Here is a 14,350-nt window from a genome sequence, read left to right on the forward strand (position 1 = left end):
GACGCGAGACGCGAGACGCGAGACGCGAGACGCGAGACGCGAGACGCGAGACGCGAGACGCGAGACGCGAGACGCGAGACGCGAGACGCGAGACGCGCTTACGCCGCTGGGGCGGGCCTTCGGCCCGCCCCAGCGGCGTCGTATGCGTGCGGTCCGCGCGGGTCAGCGCCAGCGGCCCGGCTTGCGGCGGTCTCTGGCGTTCCAGCAGCCGGTGTGCCAGTGGCGGCGGTCGTCGCCGTCGCCGTGGTCGGACCAGGCGACCACGTGCGGGGTGCCTGGGGGGATCTCCATGTCGCAGCCGGGGCAGCGGTAGGCCTTCTCGGCGTTCGCGCCGGGAATGCGGCGGACCTGGACGGGACCGTCCGGGCCGTCGACGCGGCTGGCGTCCTGGGCACCGGAAGTCGGCCGCCTGGACTCGCTCTGGCGACGGTTCTTGCGCGGCATGGCTCGGGCGGTCTAGGACCGGGTGCCGTCGGGCTCGGGCGCCGCTTCGGCCGCGGCCTCGCGCGCGACCCGTTCGTTCAGTCGCCGGATGTGCTTGTTCATCCCTCGGATGAGGAAGATCGTCACGACGACGAGGAACACGGTGACGAACAGGCCGAACGGCCCGGCCATCGCCTGGTCGCGTTCCGGCCCGAACTCTTGTGCCAGGATCTCGATACCCACGGTGCAACCGTATCCGGTCGGCCCTAGCCCTCGTTCAGCGCCGGGAGCCTCCAGTCGACCGGCTCACCGCCCTGCTCGACCAGCAGCGCGTTGGCGCGGCTGAACGGCTTGGAGCCGAAGAACCCGCGGCGGGCGCTCAGCGGCGACGGGTGCGCCGACTCGATCGAGGGGATCGGGCCGAGGAGGTCCTTGAGCTTGCGCGCGTCGGCACCCCACAGGATCGCCACGGAAGCGCCGCCGCGTTCGGCGAGCGCGCGGATGGCCTGTTCGGTGACGGTCTCCCAGCCCTTGCCGCGGTGCGAGGCCGGGGTGCCGGGGGCCACGGAGAGGGACCGGTTGAGCAGGAGCACGCCTTGGGAGGACCAGGGGGTGAGGTCGCCGTTGGCCGGGAGCGGGAAGCCGAGGTCGTCGCGGTACTCGTTGAAGATGTTGACCAGGCTCTTGGGCAGGGGGCGCACGTCGGGTGCGACGGCGAAGGACAGGCCGATGGCGTGCCCGGGGGTGGGGTAGGGGTCCTGTCCGACGATGATGACCTTGACGTCGTCGAAGGGTTGCTGGAAAGCGCGGAGGATGTGCTCGGCGGCGGGCAGGTAGGTGCGCCCGGCGGCGACCTCGGCGCGCAGGAACTCGCCCATCTTGGCGACGTCGTCGGCCACGGGGGCGAGGGCCTTGGCCCAGCCGGGTTCCATCAGTTCATCGAGTGTCTTCTGCATGCCTCAGATGCTAGGACCCTGCACCGACACGAAGTAGCCCGCATCGCGCAGCGCCGCAACGATTTCGGTCGCGTGTTCGGAACCGCGGGTCTCGATGGAGAGGTCCACGGAGACCTCGCCGACCGACAATCGCGGGTCGGAGCGCTGGTGGTGGACGTCGACGATGTTGCCGCCGTAGGCGCCCACGAGCTGGAGCACCGAGGCGAGGGCGCCGGGGCGGTCGGCGCAGCGCAGGTTCGCGTGCATGAATCGCCCCGAAGCCCCGAGGCCGTGTTCGATGAGCCGCATGAGCAGCAGCGGGTCGATGTTGCCGCCGGAGAGGACCGCGACGGCGGGCCCTTCGAAGGCCACCGAGTAGTTCAGGAGCGCGGCGTAGGCGGTGGCTCCGGCGGGTTCGACCACGAGCTTGTTGCGTTCGAGGAGGGACAGGAGCGCACGGCTGATGTCCTCTTCGGTGACCGTGACGATCTCGTCGACGAGGGAGGCCACGTGCGCGAAGGGCACGTCGCCGGGGCGGCCGACGGCGATCCCGTCGGCGATGGTCTGCATCTTGTCGAGCTTCAGCGGCCGCCCGGCGGCGAGGGACTGCTGGTAGGAGGCCGCGCCTTCGGCCTGGACGCCGACGATGCGGATCGAGGGCTTGAGCTGCTTGGCGGCCGCGGCGATCCCGGCGATGAGCCCGCCGCCGCCGACCGAGGTGATGATCGTGGCGGTCTCGGGGAGCTGGTCGAGGATCTCCAGGGCGATGGTGCCTTGACCTGCGACGATGTCGCGGTGGTCGAAGGGGTGGATGAGGATCGCGCCGGTCTCGGCGGCGAAGCGGTGCGCCGATTCGAGCGCGTCGTCCACGGTGTGGCCGCCGAGGATGACCTCGGCGCCGTAGCCCTTGGTGGCCGCGACCTTCGGCAGCGGCGCCGATTCGGGCATGAAGACTGTGGAGCGGATGCCGAGGGTCGAGGCGGCGAGCGCGACCCCTTGGGCGTGGTTCCCGGCCGAGGCGGCCACGACGCCGTTGGCGCGTTCGGCCTCGCTCAGGCGCGAGACCCTCATGTAGGCGCCGCGGATCTTGAACGATCCGGCCCGTTGGAGGTTCTCGCATTTGAGGTGGACGCCGTCGAGCACGGGGTCGCGCGAGGGTTCGAGGGGGGTGCGGCGCACGACCCCGTCGAGTTCGGCCGCGGCTTCGCGGACGTCGGAAAGTGTCACCAGCTCCGTCACGCCTCGATCGTAGTGCCCGGTGCCCAGGGGCCGCCCGGGCGCACTCGTGCGCATTCGCGGGGGCTGAGTGGAGGCATGTCGCGCAATGGGATGAAAGCGGTTACTGTCGACCGTTTCGTCGACCTTGAACCCCGCTGGGCGGCACGAATTCGACTCCGAAACCGCAGGTGGCACCTAGTGTGAACCGGCGTTCACCTCATGCGACAGGGGGTGACCCCCGTTACCCAGTGGGACCGGAAGGATTAAGCTACGAACAGTCATCTCTTTACCGTGGCGAAGCCTTCGAGTCATGAATCGGCAACGACCCCTCCGCTTTCGCCGCAGCACCCGCCCGTCCCCTGAGCCCCCTGGAGTCAACGGTGACTGCTGTCACGCTGAAGAACGTCTCGAAGGTGTTCCCCGGCGAAACCCTGGCCGTGGACTCCCTGAGCATGGAAGTCAACCACGGCGAGTTCCTCGTGCTGCTCGGTCCGTCCGGCTGCGGGAAGTCCACCGTCCTGCGCATGGTCGCCGGGCTGGAGACCCCCTCGGACGGCGAGATCCTCCTCGACGGGGAGTACGCGAACGACCTGCCCCCGCGCGACCGCAACGCGGCCATGATCTTCCAGACCTTCGCGCTCTACCCGCACATGTCGGTGGGCGACAACATCGGGTTCCCGCTCAAGCTCGGCAAGAACAACAACGCCCAGTCCGTGCCCGAGGCCGTGGGCGACATGGCCGGGGCCCTCGGGATCTCCGACCTGGTCGACCGCAAGCCCAGCCAGCTCTCCGGCGGCCAGCAGCAGCGTGTGGCCATGGGCCGCGCCCTGGTGAGGCGCCCCAAGCTGTTCCTCATGGACGAGCCGCTGTCGAACCTCGACGTGGGCCTGCGCGCCGAGCTGCGCACCGAGATCTCCTCGCTGGTGCGCCGCCACGACGCCACCACCCTGTACGTCACCCACGACCAGACCGAGGCGCTCACGATGGCCGACCGCGTGGCCGTGATGCGCAAGGGCGTGCTCCAGGACGTGGGCACCCCCGACGAGGTCTACGAGCGGCCCGCGACCATGTACGTGGCGGCGTTCCTGGGCACCCCGAGGATGAACCTCCTCGAAGCGCGCGTCAACGTCTACCTCGATCGCTATGTGGCCCTTGACTTCGGCGAGCAGGAGCTGCGGCTGCCGTGGCACGACCTGCGCGGGAGGGCGGTCGCCCGGTACCACGGGGAGAACATCGTGGTCGGGATGCGGGCCGAGGCGCTCGCGCCGGTCGCCGACGGGCACCCCGGGCAGTCGATCCAGGGCCGCGTGCGGTTCTACGAGCACCACGGCCACGAGACGCTCGTGTTCCTCGACATCGGGGCCACCGCGGTGGTGCCCGACGGGATCGGCGACAAGCCCGACCTCGCGCGCGGCGGCTCCAAGCCGCGACGGCGCCTCGGCGGCCTGTTCTCCGGGTTCGGCCAGTCCCCCGTCGAACAGCGCGACACCGACACCGGGCCCATCCGCAAGCCCGCCGACCTGGTGTTCCGGCTCCCTCCGCACATCCCGGTCTCGGCCGGGCAGCCGATCACCGTGGCCGTCCACATGGACGCGCTGCACTACTTCGACAAGTACGGCAAGCGCATCGACGTCGGCTGGACGCAAAGGGCCTGACGAAGCGAAGCGCCGCGGGCCCCGAAGGACCCGCGGCGCCCGCTTCGCTTCCTAGCCGAGGAACTTCTCGGTGTCGACGATCTTGACCGAGAGCTCGGCGCCCTTCGGGGTCTTGTAGGAGACCGTGTCGCCCACCTTCGAACCCAGGATCGCCGCGCCCAGCGCCGAATCGGGGCTGTAGACGGTGAGGTCGGTGGTCGCGCCGATCTCGCGCGAGCCGAGGAGGAACTTCTCGGTGTCGTCGGGGTCGCCGTCGAAGGCGATGGTGACGACGGTGCCGATCTGGATCTCGTCGGAGTCCCTCGCCTCGCCGACCTTCGCGTTGCGCAGCAGGTCTTCGAGCTGGCGGATGCGGCCCTCCTGCTTGCCCTGCTCGTCGCGGGCCGCGTGGTAGCCACCGTTCTCCTTGAGGTCGCCCTCCTCGCGGCGGGCGTTGATCTCGGCGGCCATCACCGGACGGTGCGCGATGAGCTCGTCCAGCTCGCCCTTGAGGCGGTCGTAGGCCTCCTGGGTCAGCCAAGTGCCTTTATTAGCGTCGGTAGCCATGTTGTTCCAAATCCTCCGAATAGTGCGATCCGTGTTGTGAGGTCCTGCCTCGGTGCGAATGCGTGTGGGCGCGCCCCGGTCCCGGATAGCGAAAGGCCCGCCGACCGAAACGCGGTGCGACGGGCCGAGAGTCGATGTTCAGTCGGCCTGCCAACACCTCAGGACTTCGCCGGTATTGGGCTCGCCCTCCACCATGAGGGTGTAGGTCATCTCCAGGTGGGTGCGCTCGTCGACGGGGACGGCGACCTCGGCGTAGCCGATCTCGGCCCCGGCCAGGTCCCGCGAGCGCACGGCGCACGTGGCGCCCTCACCGGCGGGCTTGTACACCTCGAACGTGATGTCGACCTGCCCGGCGACCGAGTCGTCGTAGGCGAGCAGGCGCTCGGAGACCTCGCTCTTGCCGGAGTTGACGGTGAGCTGCCAGGCGGCGACCAGGCCCGCGGCGATCACGCCCGCCGTGAGCACGGCGGTGACCGCCGGGCGGTGGCGGCGCGGGGCGCGGCGGCGACCGTAGCGACCATCGGGAAAGGACACGCCGACCGTCTCCGGGGCGCGTTCATCCGTGGCCTGCGTCTCAGTCAAAGTGTCGCTTTCCGTTCGCGAGCAGCGGATTCACCACTGCGAGCCCGCGGTTCCGGGAAGAACCGGGAAGTAATGATTATCGAGTATCGTTGCACAGAATGCCAGAGCCGACAACCATCGCGGTGCGCGAGTCGGCCAGGCCCCCGGTCCCGCCGCAATCCGCCAGTGAGGTCGACCCACGTGACGAACCCAGACAACCTGCGCCTGATGTGCGTCCACGCGCATCCCGACGACGAGTCCAGCAAAGGCGCGGGCATGATGGCCCGCTATGTGCGCGAGGGCATCGAGGTCCTCGTCGTCACCTGCACCGGCGGTGAACGCGGCGACGTGCTCAACCCCAAGATGGACCGCCCCGAGATCCAGGAGAACCTCCCGCGCGTGCGCAGCGAGGAGATGGCCCGCGCCCGCGAGATCCTCGGCGTCGACCAGCACTGGCTCGGCTTCATCGACTCAGGGCTGCCCGACGGGTGGCTGCCCGAGTCGGGGATCGCCCTGCCCGAGGACGCGTTCTACGAGGTGCCCACCGAAGAGGCCGCCGCGCCGCTGGTGGAGATCATGCGCTCCTTCCGCCCGCACGTGGTGACCACGTACGACGAGGAGGGCGGCTACCCGCACCCCGACCACGTCAAGACCCACGAGGTCTCCGTCGCGGCCTTCGACGCCGCGGGCGACCCCGAGCGCTACCCCGGGCTCGGCGAGCCGTGGCAGCCGCTCAAGCTCTACTACAACCACGGCTTCGGCAAGGCCCGCATCGAGGCGCTGCACTACGCGATGATCGACGCCGGGCTCGAATCGCCGTACAAGGAGTGGATGGACGCGGGAGACTGGACGCGCGACAAGAGCGAGCGCGTCACCACCCGCGTCGAGTGCGCCGAGTACTTCGAGATCCGCGACCAGGCCCTCAAGGCCCACGCGACCCAGGTCGACCCCGACGGGTTCTGGTTCGCCGTGCCGCGCGAGATCCAAGAGAAGGCCTGGCCCACCGAGGACTACGAACTCGTGGAGTCGCGCGTCGAGACGCGGCTGCCCGAGGACGACTTGTTCGCCGGGCTCCGGTAACGCGAGTCCCAAGGGCCACAACCGACTCAAGCAGCACTCGTTCCACTCGCGACGGCCTCGGCGACGCCGGATCGTCTCAGTTCGCGCACCCTGAGTGAGGCGCGAACTGTCGGGCTCCCGACACCACCGTGTATTTCTCCGGAAAGTGCGGGAACCTTGCTGCAAGCGCGCTCCCGCGGGATACCGTGCCGGGATGACCGGGCCGCTCCCGACCCGGGGCACACGCGGAGGCGGGCGCTGAACGGAGGTGGACCACATGGTGAGTCGCGAAACTCAGGCGGCGCGGACGAAGTCGTTCGTCGGCAGTCTCCTCGTCGCCACGCCCACGTTGCAGGATCCCAACTTCGACCGCACGGTCGTCATCGGCGTCGGCCACGAATCGGACGGAGTGCTCGGCGTGGTCCTCAACCGCGCCACCGAACGGCAGGTGGGCCACTACCTCGACCAGTGGGCCGAGCTCGCCGGCGACCCGGCCGTGCTCTTCGAGGGCGGTCCGGTGCAGCCGGACGCCGCGATCGGGCTGGGCTGGCGCAAGGCGGACGCGCCGTTCTCCGAAGCGTTCCGGCCCGTCCTCGGGCGCCTGGGCACGCTCGACCTCTCGCGGGACCCCGACGAGGTCGCGCCGCTCCTGGAAGGCATGCGGGTGTTCACCGGGTACGCCGGATGGTCGCCGGGCCAATTGGAGTCGGAGATCGAGGCGGGCGCGTGGATGGTCTTCGACGCCCTTCCCGCAGACCCGTTCTCGGCCACCCCTGAGGAGCTGTGGGGCATGGTGTGGAAGCGGCAGGGCGGGATGCTCTCGGCCGTGGCGCACTACCCGGCCGACCCGATCTTGAACTGAAGTCCTCACGCGCCCGGCCGCCAGGCCATGAGGATGATCACGGCCGTGTAGAACACGAGGTTGAGACCGGAGAGCGCGAGCAGTCGACCGCGGTGCTGTTCGAGCATCTCGCCGTCCATGACCCCGTGCGCGTCCTGGAGTTCCTTGCCGGTGCGGGCCAGTACCCCTGGGATGACGGCAGTGCCGTTGACCACGGCCACCACGTAGAGGGTGGTGGCGATGACGACCCACGCGTCGGCGAACGAGTAGCGCTCGCTCGTGACCGTGGTGAGGACCCCGAACAGGGCCGCCACCAGCGTGAGCGCGTTGAAGGCCATGCAGCGGCGGCCCGCCTGGTGGACCCGGTCGCCATCCCGCTCGCGCAGGGCGCGCTCGCCGAGCCAGGGCATGAGCATGGCCGGGCCGACGGTGATCACCGCCAGCAGCACGTGCAGGACCGACAACAGAGTGTGCATACGGCGAGTTTACGGACAAACAGGACGATGATCCCGGGAATCGGGTTACGCGGTCAGCAGTGACTCGGCGGCCAGGGTGCGAGCGTAGAGGACGCGGCGGCCCACGCGGTGGCGCGAGACCAGCCCGGCCCGGTGCAGGAGCCCGAGCTGCTGGGAGACCCCGCCGGGGGTCAGGTCGCAGCGCCGGGCCAGGTCGATCGTCGCCGCGGGTTCGGCCAGCGCGGCCAGGAGCGCGGCGCGGGTCGGGCCGAGAACTCCGGCGAGACCGGCCGCGGCGGCGGGGCGGCTCGGGGACTGCCACAAGAGGCCAAGGCCACGGGGCGGGTAGCGGACGGTGGGCTGCCAGGGCGCGGCGACTACGGAGAAGACGCGTTCGCCACCGAAGACGGTGGGCACCAGCAGGAGTCCGCGGCCGCCGAGGACTTCGGCGACCTCGGCGAGGGGGTTGTCGATGCGGAGCGTCCCGGCCGGGTCCCAGGTGATCTGCGGGGCCAGGTCGGCGAAGAGCCGCTGCGCGCCGCCGTCGGCGAGCAGCCGGGAGCGGTGCAGCAGGTCCTGTTCGCAGAGGGTGCGGATGCGCGGCCACCAGGGCGCGAGCGCGGCGTCCCAGTAGCGGGCGATCTGGTCGGCGAGCTGGGCCATCCCGGCGTCGAGGTCGGCGCGGAACGCTTCGATCGCGGGCGTGGAGGGGAGCATGTCGAGGCCGGACCGGATGCGTTCGGGGGCGAGGCGGCGGGCGAGGGCCACTTCGGTGGCGAGGTCGGGGGTGGAGGTGGTGGGCGGCGGGGCCAGGAACGCGGGCAGGCCGCCGGTCGGGACCGGGACGAGGTCGTAGAGGAGTCGCAGGTCGAGGCCGTGCAGCCGGGCCGCGGCGCTGCGGGCCCAGCGGCGGTGGAGCACGTGCTCGCCGGGGGCCTTGAGGACCCGGATGCTGGCGGTGACCTCCCACAGAGGCGAGAGCGCGAAGCGGGTGTTGGCGAGATCGGCCACGGACAGCTGCAACTCGATCATGTCTTGAATTTAGCTCGGGCTGAATTCATTGTCGCCTGGATCGGGTGGGTCGGAAGCTCGGCGGATGACCACTCTCGCTTCCGTCGCCCGGTCGGACCGGCTGCGCGACAACCCGGACCTGCGGAACCTGTTCACGGCGGCCGCGGCCGCCAAGCTCGGCACCCATGTGGCCTACGTGGCGGTGCCGCTCATCGCCGTCCAGTCACTCGGCGCGGGTGCCGCGGAGGTCGGGGCGCTCGCGGCGCTGGCCACTGCCGCGCACCTGCTGTTCGGGCTGCCCGCCGGGGCCTGGATCGACCGCAGTCGCAAGCGGCCCTTGATGGTCGCCGCGGATCTGGCTCGGGCGGCGCTGCTGGTGAGCGTCCCGGTCGCGTGGTGGTTCGGGGCGTTGACGATGTGGCAGCTGTACGCGGTGGTGTTCCTCGCCGGGGTCGGGACCACGGTGTTCGACATCGCGCAGCAGTCGCTGCTCCCGGCGGTGGTCGACCGCGAGCGGATCACCGGCGCGAACGCGCGGCTCGTGGCGCTGGACTCGGGGCTGACGGTCGGCGGCCGGGGCCTGGCCGGGTTCTTGGTCTCGCTCGTCGGCGCGCCGTTCGCGGTGCTGGTCAACGCGGCGGGCTACGTGTGGTCGGCGGTGTTCGTGCGGCGAGTCGGGGCCGAACCGGCCCCGACCGGGACGCCCGGATCACTCGCGGCCGAGATCCGCGGGGGCCTGCGGCACGTGTGGGGCCGACCGGCGCTGCGGGCGCTGGCGATCGCGGGCGCGGTGAACAACTTCTCGATCCAGATGTTCCTGGCGATGCTGCCGCTGGTGTGGATCGCCTCGGGGCTTCCGGCGTACGGGCTCGGGCTCATGCTGTCGGCCGGTGGCGTGGGCATCCTTGCGGGAGCGACCTTGGCGCGGCGGTTGCGCTCGCGGCTGGGCACCGCGAACACGCTGTGGGCGGCGGGAGCGATCGCCGGTCCCCCGGCGCTGTGCCTCACGGCGGTCGGACTGGACTGGGGCACCTGGCTCGCGGCGGCCGCTTGGGTGCTGGTGGGCGCGGTGGTCGGCATGGCGAACGTGATCGGCGTCAGCCTGCGTCAGCAGGTCACCCCGGACGAGCTGCTCGGCCGCATGACCGCGGTGTTCCAATTCGTGTTCATGGGCGCAGTGGCCCTCGGAGCGGTGGCAGCAGCGCTGATCGGCGAGTTCGCCTCCCCACGAACGGCGATCGCGGTCGGAGCGATCGGCATGGCACTCCAATGGCTCATCCTGTTCGCGGCCAGGCGCTCGCTGAGCGAGCACGCGTAGCCGCGCTCGCGCGGTGGCGCGTGCCACCGCTCGACGAGCACGCGCGACGCGAGCCACTCCGCCTGTCGCGATCCGGCACGCTCGCACGCAAAACGCCGCGGGCCCCCTTTCGGGGGCCCGCGGCGTTGTTCGGTTTTGTCGTGGTGGAGCTGCAGGGAATCGAACCCTGGTCCTCCGCGGCCTCTGTGAGGCTTCTCCGGGTGCAGTCCGCTGTGCCTTTTATCGAGCCCCGCCGATCACGCGGACGAGTCGGTGGGACGGGCTCTAATCGCCGAAGATCTCAGACGACGTCCCAGCGATCAAGACGTCGGCCCAGCATCCTTAAATGATGCCGCGAACCCAGAGCGGATGCGCCCCTGGAGCGGCAACTACACCAGTCGCTTAGGCAGCGAGGGCGTAGTCAGTGCTTTTTGCGTTGGCACTTATTGGTTTCCAGCGTTGGTTTACGAGACGGCGCTGGCTTCCTCGACCCGCTTCCCTCACTTCAACATACGGAGTCGAAACCGATCAGCCCCTTGATGCGTCCCCGCCGGGGCCGAGGCCCGCGACGCGTCTGCGCGTTGAGTGAGTCTTTCACCCTGTTCAGTTGTGCTCGGTAATGCTACCCCGACACAACGACCGGGGGCCAGGCGATATTCCCTACCCGGCGCTGCCGCCGCGCTTGGCCGCGCGGCCCATGGCCTTCTCGATCTCGCGGTCGGACTCACGCTTGGCGATGGCCTGGCGCTTGTCGTAGTTCTTGCGGCCGCGCGCGAGCCCGAGCTCCATCTTGGCGTAGCCGTTCTGGAAGTACACCGAGAGCGGGACCAGCGTCAGGCCGGCCTCGTCGAGCTTGATCGCGAGCTTGGCGATCTCGCCGCGGTGCAGCAGGAGCTTGCGGATGCGCCGGGGCGGGTGGTTCGTCCACGTCCCGTAGTCGTACTCGGGGATGTGGAGGTTGTGGACGCGGGCCTCGCCGTTGTGGATCTCGGCGTAGGCGTCGACGATGTTGGCCTTGCCCTGGCGCAACGCCTTGACCTCGGTCCCCGAGAGGACCATGCCGGCCTCGTAGGTGTCCAGGATCTCGTAGTCGTGCCGGGCCTTGCGGTTGGTGGTCACGACCGAGCGCTCGGACCCCGAGTGCTTGACCTTCTCCTGCTGCTTCTTGGACACGGCCCAAGCTTAACGATCGAACACGCGTATGCGGAAGGCAATTTCGCCCGGCGCGAACTCACCGGCACAGGCAGGACGGGAGGTACCCGATCGGGTTGACGCGTTCGCCGTTGACGCGGACCTCGAAGTGGAGGTGCGGGCCGGTGCTGTCGCCGGTGCTGCCGACCGCGCCGATCGCCTCGTCGCGGTCGACGTGCTCGCCGTTGGAGACCCAGATGCTCGACTGGTGCGCGTAGCAGGAGGTGATGCCGCCGCCGTGGTTGATGCAGGTCAGCTGGCCGTAGCCGGAGTTCCAGCCGGCGTAGACCACGGTGCCGGAGTCGGCGGCGTAGATCGTCGAGCCCGAACCGGCCGCGAAGTCGGTGCCGCCGTGGAGGCGGGAGGTCCCGTATATCGGGTGGCGGCGCCAGCCGTAGTCGGAGGACTTCCAGCCGTCGACCGGGAGCACGAACCCCGAGCCGGAGCTGCCCGAGGACGAGCCGCCGGAGTTCCCGGAGTTGCCGCCCGAATTGCCGCCGGAGTTGCGGTTGTCGGCGGCGGCGCGGCGCAGTTCCTCGGCGAGGCGGTCGGACTCGGCTTCGAGGTCGTCGTACTGGGACTGGGCCTGGTCCTCGGCGCTGCGGGCGACTTCGAGGGCGGCGGCCTGGTCGGTGACGAGCTGCTGCACGGTGAGCTGCGCGGCCTGGGCCTCGGCGTAGCGGACCTCGGCGTCGGCGAGGGCCTGGGCGGCGGCGGCCTCGGCGGCGACCGCCTCGTCCTCGGCGACCGCGGCGGCGTTCTCGGCGTTGCCGGCCTCGCGGCGGGCGAGGGTGACCTCTTCGACCGCGGCGTTCTTGCCGTTCATGAGGAATTCGAGATAGGTGAGGCCGTCGACGGCCTGCTGCGGGTCGCCCGAGGCGAGGATCGCGTCCACGGTGAGCAGTTCGACCCCTTGGGCGGTGGCCGAGAACAGGGAGGCGCGGGCCTCGCGGGCCTCGTCCACGGCCTCGCGCGCGGCCTCGTACTCGGCTTCGGCGACCGCGAGGGCCTCGCGGGCGGCCTCGGCTTCCCTTTCGGCCTGGGCGGCCTGGGCGTCGGCGGCGGCCACACGGCCCTCGGCCACGTTCACCTCGTGCTCGGCGCCGGGGAGGAGGGCCTCGGTCTCGGCCAGCACTTGACCGGCGGCGCGGACCTCTGCCGAGGCGTCCTCGAGCTGGGCGGCCATCTCGGCCTTCTCGCGCTCGACCGCGTCCAGTTCGGATTGCGAAGCCCCGTAACCGGGACTGCTCGCGGTGCCTGCCAGGAGCAGGACCGCGAGCAGCCATCCGATTCGCCTCATAGGCCCCGAATTTAGTCCATCTGCGACGGATATTCGAGGAGTTCGCAACTTGCGCCACGAACGGGTGAGAAGAACCTTCGCTAGACCTTGATGTTGAACCGCAAGGTGATCCACGCGGTGATCGCGCTGATGACCGCCGAGATCCCGATGAGGATCGGCAACATCATCAGGACCGCCTGGGTACTGATCGGCGGCATCAGACTGAACAGACCCTCGAACTGGCCCTCGATGAGCAGGAACTTCCCGGCGATGATCACGCCGAAGGCGAGGATCGAGCCGATCACGGCGGCGAAGACCGCTTCGAGGACGAACGGGGCCTGCACGAACCAGTTCGGGGCCCCGACCAGCTTCATGATCGCCACTTCGCGGCGCCGCGAGTAGGCGGCGACCTGGATCGTGTTGGCCACCAGCAGGAGCGTCGCCGCACCCTGGACCGAGGCGATGACCAGCGTCAGCTTCTGGAGACCGCCCAGGATGTCGAAGACCTGCTGGAGGATCTCGCGCTGGTTGGTCACCTGGTAGACGCCGTCGCGCTCGGCGAACTCGGCGATGAGCTTCTTGGCGTCGTTGATGTCGTTCATCTCGACGCGCCACGCCGACGGCAGGACCTGCGCGTCGACGGAGTTGACCAGCTCGGGAGTGTCCTTGAACGTGTCCTTGAAGCGGTCGAAGGCCTCTTCCTTGGACTCGTAGACCGCCCGTTTGACGTAAGGGCTGGCCTTGAGGTCCTCGCCGATCTGGTCCGAGACGGCCTGGTCGACGTCGCGGTCGAGGTAGACCACCACTTCGAGGTTCGTCTGGTAGTACTCCTCGATCACGTCGACCTGGTTGTACAGCAGCAGGCCCGCGCCGAGCATCGTCAGCGAGACGGCCATGGTGATGATCATGGCGACGGTCATGGAGATGTTGCGCCACAGTCCGAGGAAGACCTCGGACATCACGTACTTCGCGCGCATGTGCTCTAGTTCTGCCTTCCGCTTAGCCGTAGACGCCGCGAGCCTGGTCGCGGACGATCTGGCCGTTCTCGATCTCGATGACGCGACGGCGCATCTGGTTCACGATGTTGGAGTCGTGGGTGACCATGAGGATGGTGGTACCCGTTCGGCTGATGCGGTCGAGGAGCCGCATGATCTCGATCGAGGTGTCGGGGTCGAGGTTACCGGTGGGCTCGTCGGCCAGCAGGAGCAGCGGGCGGTTGACGAACGCGCGGGCCACCGCGACGCGCTGCTGCTCGCCGCCGGAGAGCTCGTGCGGGTAGCGGTGCTCCTTGCCGCCCAGGCCCACGAGTTCGAGGACCTCGGGGACGACCCTGCGGGCGACCGAGCGCGGCTTGCCGATGACTTCGAGCGCGAACGCCACGTTCTCGGCGGCGGTGCGGTTCGGCAGCAGCCGGAAGTCCTGGAACACGCAGCCGATGCTGCGCCGGTAGGCCGGGACCTTCCAGCGGCGCAGCCGCGTCACGTCGGTGTCGCCGACGGAGATCTTGCCCTTGTCCGGGACTTCTTCGCGAAGCAGGAGCTTGATCATCGTGGACTTCCCCGCACCGGTCGGCCCGATGAAGAAGACGAACTCTCCCTTGTCGATGAAGACGTTCACGTCCTCCACCGACGGGCGGTTCGACCGGGGGTAGTGCTTGGTTACACCCTCAAGCTGAATCACGAGCCGGAGTCTATCCGCCGAATGCCGGGGCCGTTCCAGCGGCTCCAGTACAAGCGTGGCATATTCCACGGTTTCGGACCCATATGTCACGCCCGTTCGGGGGTAACGACGCGATTTCGCCCGAACGGGGGAAGCGGTCATGGTCAGGCGGCCCATGCGAGACGGCGAAGCGTCACAGGGCGGCCACGCACGGAAGCGC

At 69.7% G+C, this 14,350-nt stretch carries 16 protein-coding genes and 1 other RNA gene; 4 read left to right on the top strand and 13 right to left on the bottom strand.

The window, feature by feature from the left end; all coding sequences use genetic code 11:
* Positions 1–162: 162 nt before the first annotated feature.
* Genes AB0B28_RS18630 through ilvA form a run of 4 tightly spaced genes read right to left on the bottom strand, consistent with a single transcriptional unit; the run spans position 163 to position 2,597 of the window.
* Positions 163–444, bottom strand: a complete 282-nt coding sequence (locus AB0B28_RS18630; RefSeq protein WP_360122722.1) for a hypothetical protein — start codon at positions 442–444, stop codon at positions 163–165.
* 12 nt (positions 445–456) lie between these two features.
* Complete coding sequence (locus AB0B28_RS18635) at positions 457–666, bottom strand: hypothetical protein (RefSeq protein WP_360122914.1); 210 nt, start codon at positions 664–666, stop codon at positions 457–459.
* Positions 667–689: 23 nt separating this feature from the next.
* Entirely contained in the window at positions 690–1,379 is a 690-nt protein-coding gene (locus AB0B28_RS18640) for a uracil-DNA glycosylase (protein ID WP_360122725.1), read from the bottom strand.
* A 3-nt stretch (positions 1,380–1,382) separates the two neighbouring features.
* Positions 1,383–2,597 carry a threonine ammonia-lyase gene (ilvA, locus tag AB0B28_RS18645; protein WP_360122728.1) on the bottom strand — a complete coding sequence of 405 codons (1,215 nt, stop codon included), beginning with the start codon at positions 2,595–2,597 and terminating at the stop codon, positions 1,383–1,385.
* A 359-nt stretch (positions 2,598–2,956) separates the two neighbouring features.
* Here ilvA and AB0B28_RS18650 point away from each other — a divergent pair, with 359 nt between their 5' ends.
* A complete protein-coding gene (locus AB0B28_RS18650; protein WP_360122731.1) occupies positions 2,957–4,231 on the top strand; it encodes an ABC transporter ATP-binding protein in 1,275 nt (424 codons plus the stop codon).
* A gap of 51 nt (positions 4,232–4,282) precedes the next feature.
* On the opposite strand, the gene greA is transcribed toward AB0B28_RS18650, so the two are convergent.
* Positions 4,283–4,777 (bottom strand): transcription elongation factor GreA, encoded by a 495-nt coding sequence (gene greA / locus AB0B28_RS18655; protein WP_360122734.1) that lies wholly within the window; start codon positions 4,775–4,777, stop codon positions 4,283–4,285.
* Positions 4,778–4,915: 138 nt separating this feature from the next.
* Positions 4,916–5,359, bottom strand: a complete 444-nt coding sequence (locus AB0B28_RS18660; protein WP_360122737.1) for a DUF4307 domain-containing protein — start codon at positions 5,357–5,359, stop codon at positions 4,916–4,918.
* 207 nt (positions 5,360–5,566) lie between these two features.
* Between AB0B28_RS18660 and mca the strand changes: the two genes are divergently transcribed.
* Complete coding sequence (gene mca, locus AB0B28_RS18665; RefSeq protein ID WP_360122899.1) at positions 5,567–6,418, top strand: mycothiol conjugate amidase Mca; 852 nt, start codon at positions 5,567–5,569, stop codon at positions 6,416–6,418.
* 256 nt (positions 6,419–6,674) lie between these two features.
* Positions 6,675–7,259: a YqgE/AlgH family protein gene (locus AB0B28_RS18670; protein ID WP_360122740.1), complete on the top strand. Its 585-nt coding sequence runs from the start codon at positions 6,675–6,677 to the stop codon at positions 7,257–7,259.
* 5 nt (positions 7,260–7,264) lie between these two features.
* Here the strand turns inward: AB0B28_RS18670 and AB0B28_RS18675 are convergent, their stop codons facing one another.
* A complete protein-coding gene (locus AB0B28_RS18675) occupies positions 7,265–7,714 on the bottom strand; it encodes a DUF2269 family protein (RefSeq protein WP_360122743.1) in 450 nt (149 codons plus the stop codon).
* A 45-nt stretch (positions 7,715–7,759) separates the two neighbouring features.
* A complete protein-coding gene (locus tag AB0B28_RS18680; protein WP_360122746.1) occupies positions 7,760–8,725 on the bottom strand; it encodes a DUF5937 family protein in 966 nt (321 codons plus the stop codon).
* A gap of 64 nt (positions 8,726–8,789) precedes the next feature.
* On the opposite strand from AB0B28_RS18680, the gene AB0B28_RS18685 reads away from it, so the two are divergent.
* Positions 8,790–10,022 (top strand): MFS transporter, encoded by a 1,233-nt coding sequence (locus AB0B28_RS18685; RefSeq protein ID WP_360122748.1) that lies wholly within the window; start codon positions 8,790–8,792, stop codon positions 10,020–10,022.
* A 141-nt stretch (positions 10,023–10,163) separates the two neighbouring features.
* On the opposite strand, the gene ssrA is transcribed toward AB0B28_RS18685, so the two are convergent.
* From ssrA to ftsE, 5 genes are all read right to left on the bottom strand, one after another.
* Positions 10,164–10,537: a transfer-messenger RNA gene (gene ssrA / locus AB0B28_RS18690) on the bottom strand.
* A gap of 124 nt (positions 10,538–10,661) precedes the next feature.
* Positions 10,662–11,174 (bottom strand): SsrA-binding protein SmpB, encoded by a 513-nt coding sequence (gene smpB / locus AB0B28_RS18695; protein WP_360122751.1) that lies wholly within the window; start codon positions 11,172–11,174, stop codon positions 10,662–10,664.
* Positions 11,175–11,232: 58 nt separating this feature from the next.
* Positions 11,233–12,492, bottom strand: a complete 1,260-nt coding sequence (locus tag AB0B28_RS18700) for a M23 family metallopeptidase (RefSeq protein WP_360122754.1) — start codon at positions 12,490–12,492, stop codon at positions 11,233–11,235.
* A gap of 80 nt (positions 12,493–12,572) precedes the next feature.
* Positions 12,573–13,448, bottom strand: coding sequence for a permease-like cell division protein FtsX (ftsX, locus tag AB0B28_RS18705; protein WP_360122757.1), 876 nt, complete (start codon positions 13,446–13,448; stop codon positions 12,573–12,575).
* 22 nt (positions 13,449–13,470) lie between these two features.
* Entirely contained in the window at positions 13,471–14,151 is a 681-nt protein-coding gene (gene ftsE / locus AB0B28_RS18710; protein ID WP_360122760.1) for a cell division ATP-binding protein FtsE, read from the bottom strand.
* Positions 14,152–14,350 lie beyond the last annotated feature (199 nt).

Origin of the sequence: Glycomyces sp. NPDC046736 (genome assembly GCF_040645615.1) — a bacterium.
Taxonomy (GTDB): Bacteria; Actinomycetota; Actinomycetes; order Mycobacteriales; family Micromonosporaceae; genus Glycomyces.

Coding starts and splice junctions, on each gene's coding strand:
- AB0B28_RS18630 (WP_360122722.1), bottom strand. CDS start 444: ATGCCGCGCAAGAACCGTCGCCAGAGCGAGTCCAGGCGGCCGACTTCC.
- AB0B28_RS18640 (WP_360122725.1), bottom strand. CDS start 1,379: ATGCAGAAGACACTCGATGAACTGATGGAACCCGGCTGGGCCAAGGCC.
- greA (WP_360122734.1), bottom strand. CDS start 4,777: ATGGCTACCGACGCTAATAAAGGCACTTGGCTGACCCAGGAGGCCTAC.
- mca (WP_360122899.1), top strand. CDS start 5,567: ATGTGCGTCCACGCGCATCCCGACGACGAGTCCAGCAAAGGCGCGGGC.
- AB0B28_RS18670 (WP_360122740.1), top strand. CDS start 6,675: ATGGTGAGTCGCGAAACTCAGGCGGCGCGGACGAAGTCGTTCGTCGGC.
- AB0B28_RS18675 (WP_360122743.1), bottom strand. CDS start 7,714: ATGCACACTCTGTTGTCGGTCCTGCACGTGCTGCTGGCGGTGATCACC.
- AB0B28_RS18680 (WP_360122746.1), bottom strand. CDS start 8,725: ATGATCGAGTTGCAGCTGTCCGTGGCCGATCTCGCCAACACCCGCTTC.
- AB0B28_RS18685 (WP_360122748.1), top strand. CDS start 8,790: ATGACCACTCTCGCTTCCGTCGCCCGGTCGGACCGGCTGCGCGACAAC.
- AB0B28_RS18700 (WP_360122754.1), bottom strand. CDS start 12,492: ATGAGGCGAATCGGATGGCTGCTCGCGGTCCTGCTCCTGGCAGGCACC.
- ftsX (WP_360122757.1), bottom strand. CDS start 13,448: ATGCGCGCGAAGTACGTGATGTCCGAGGTCTTCCTCGGACTGTGGCGC.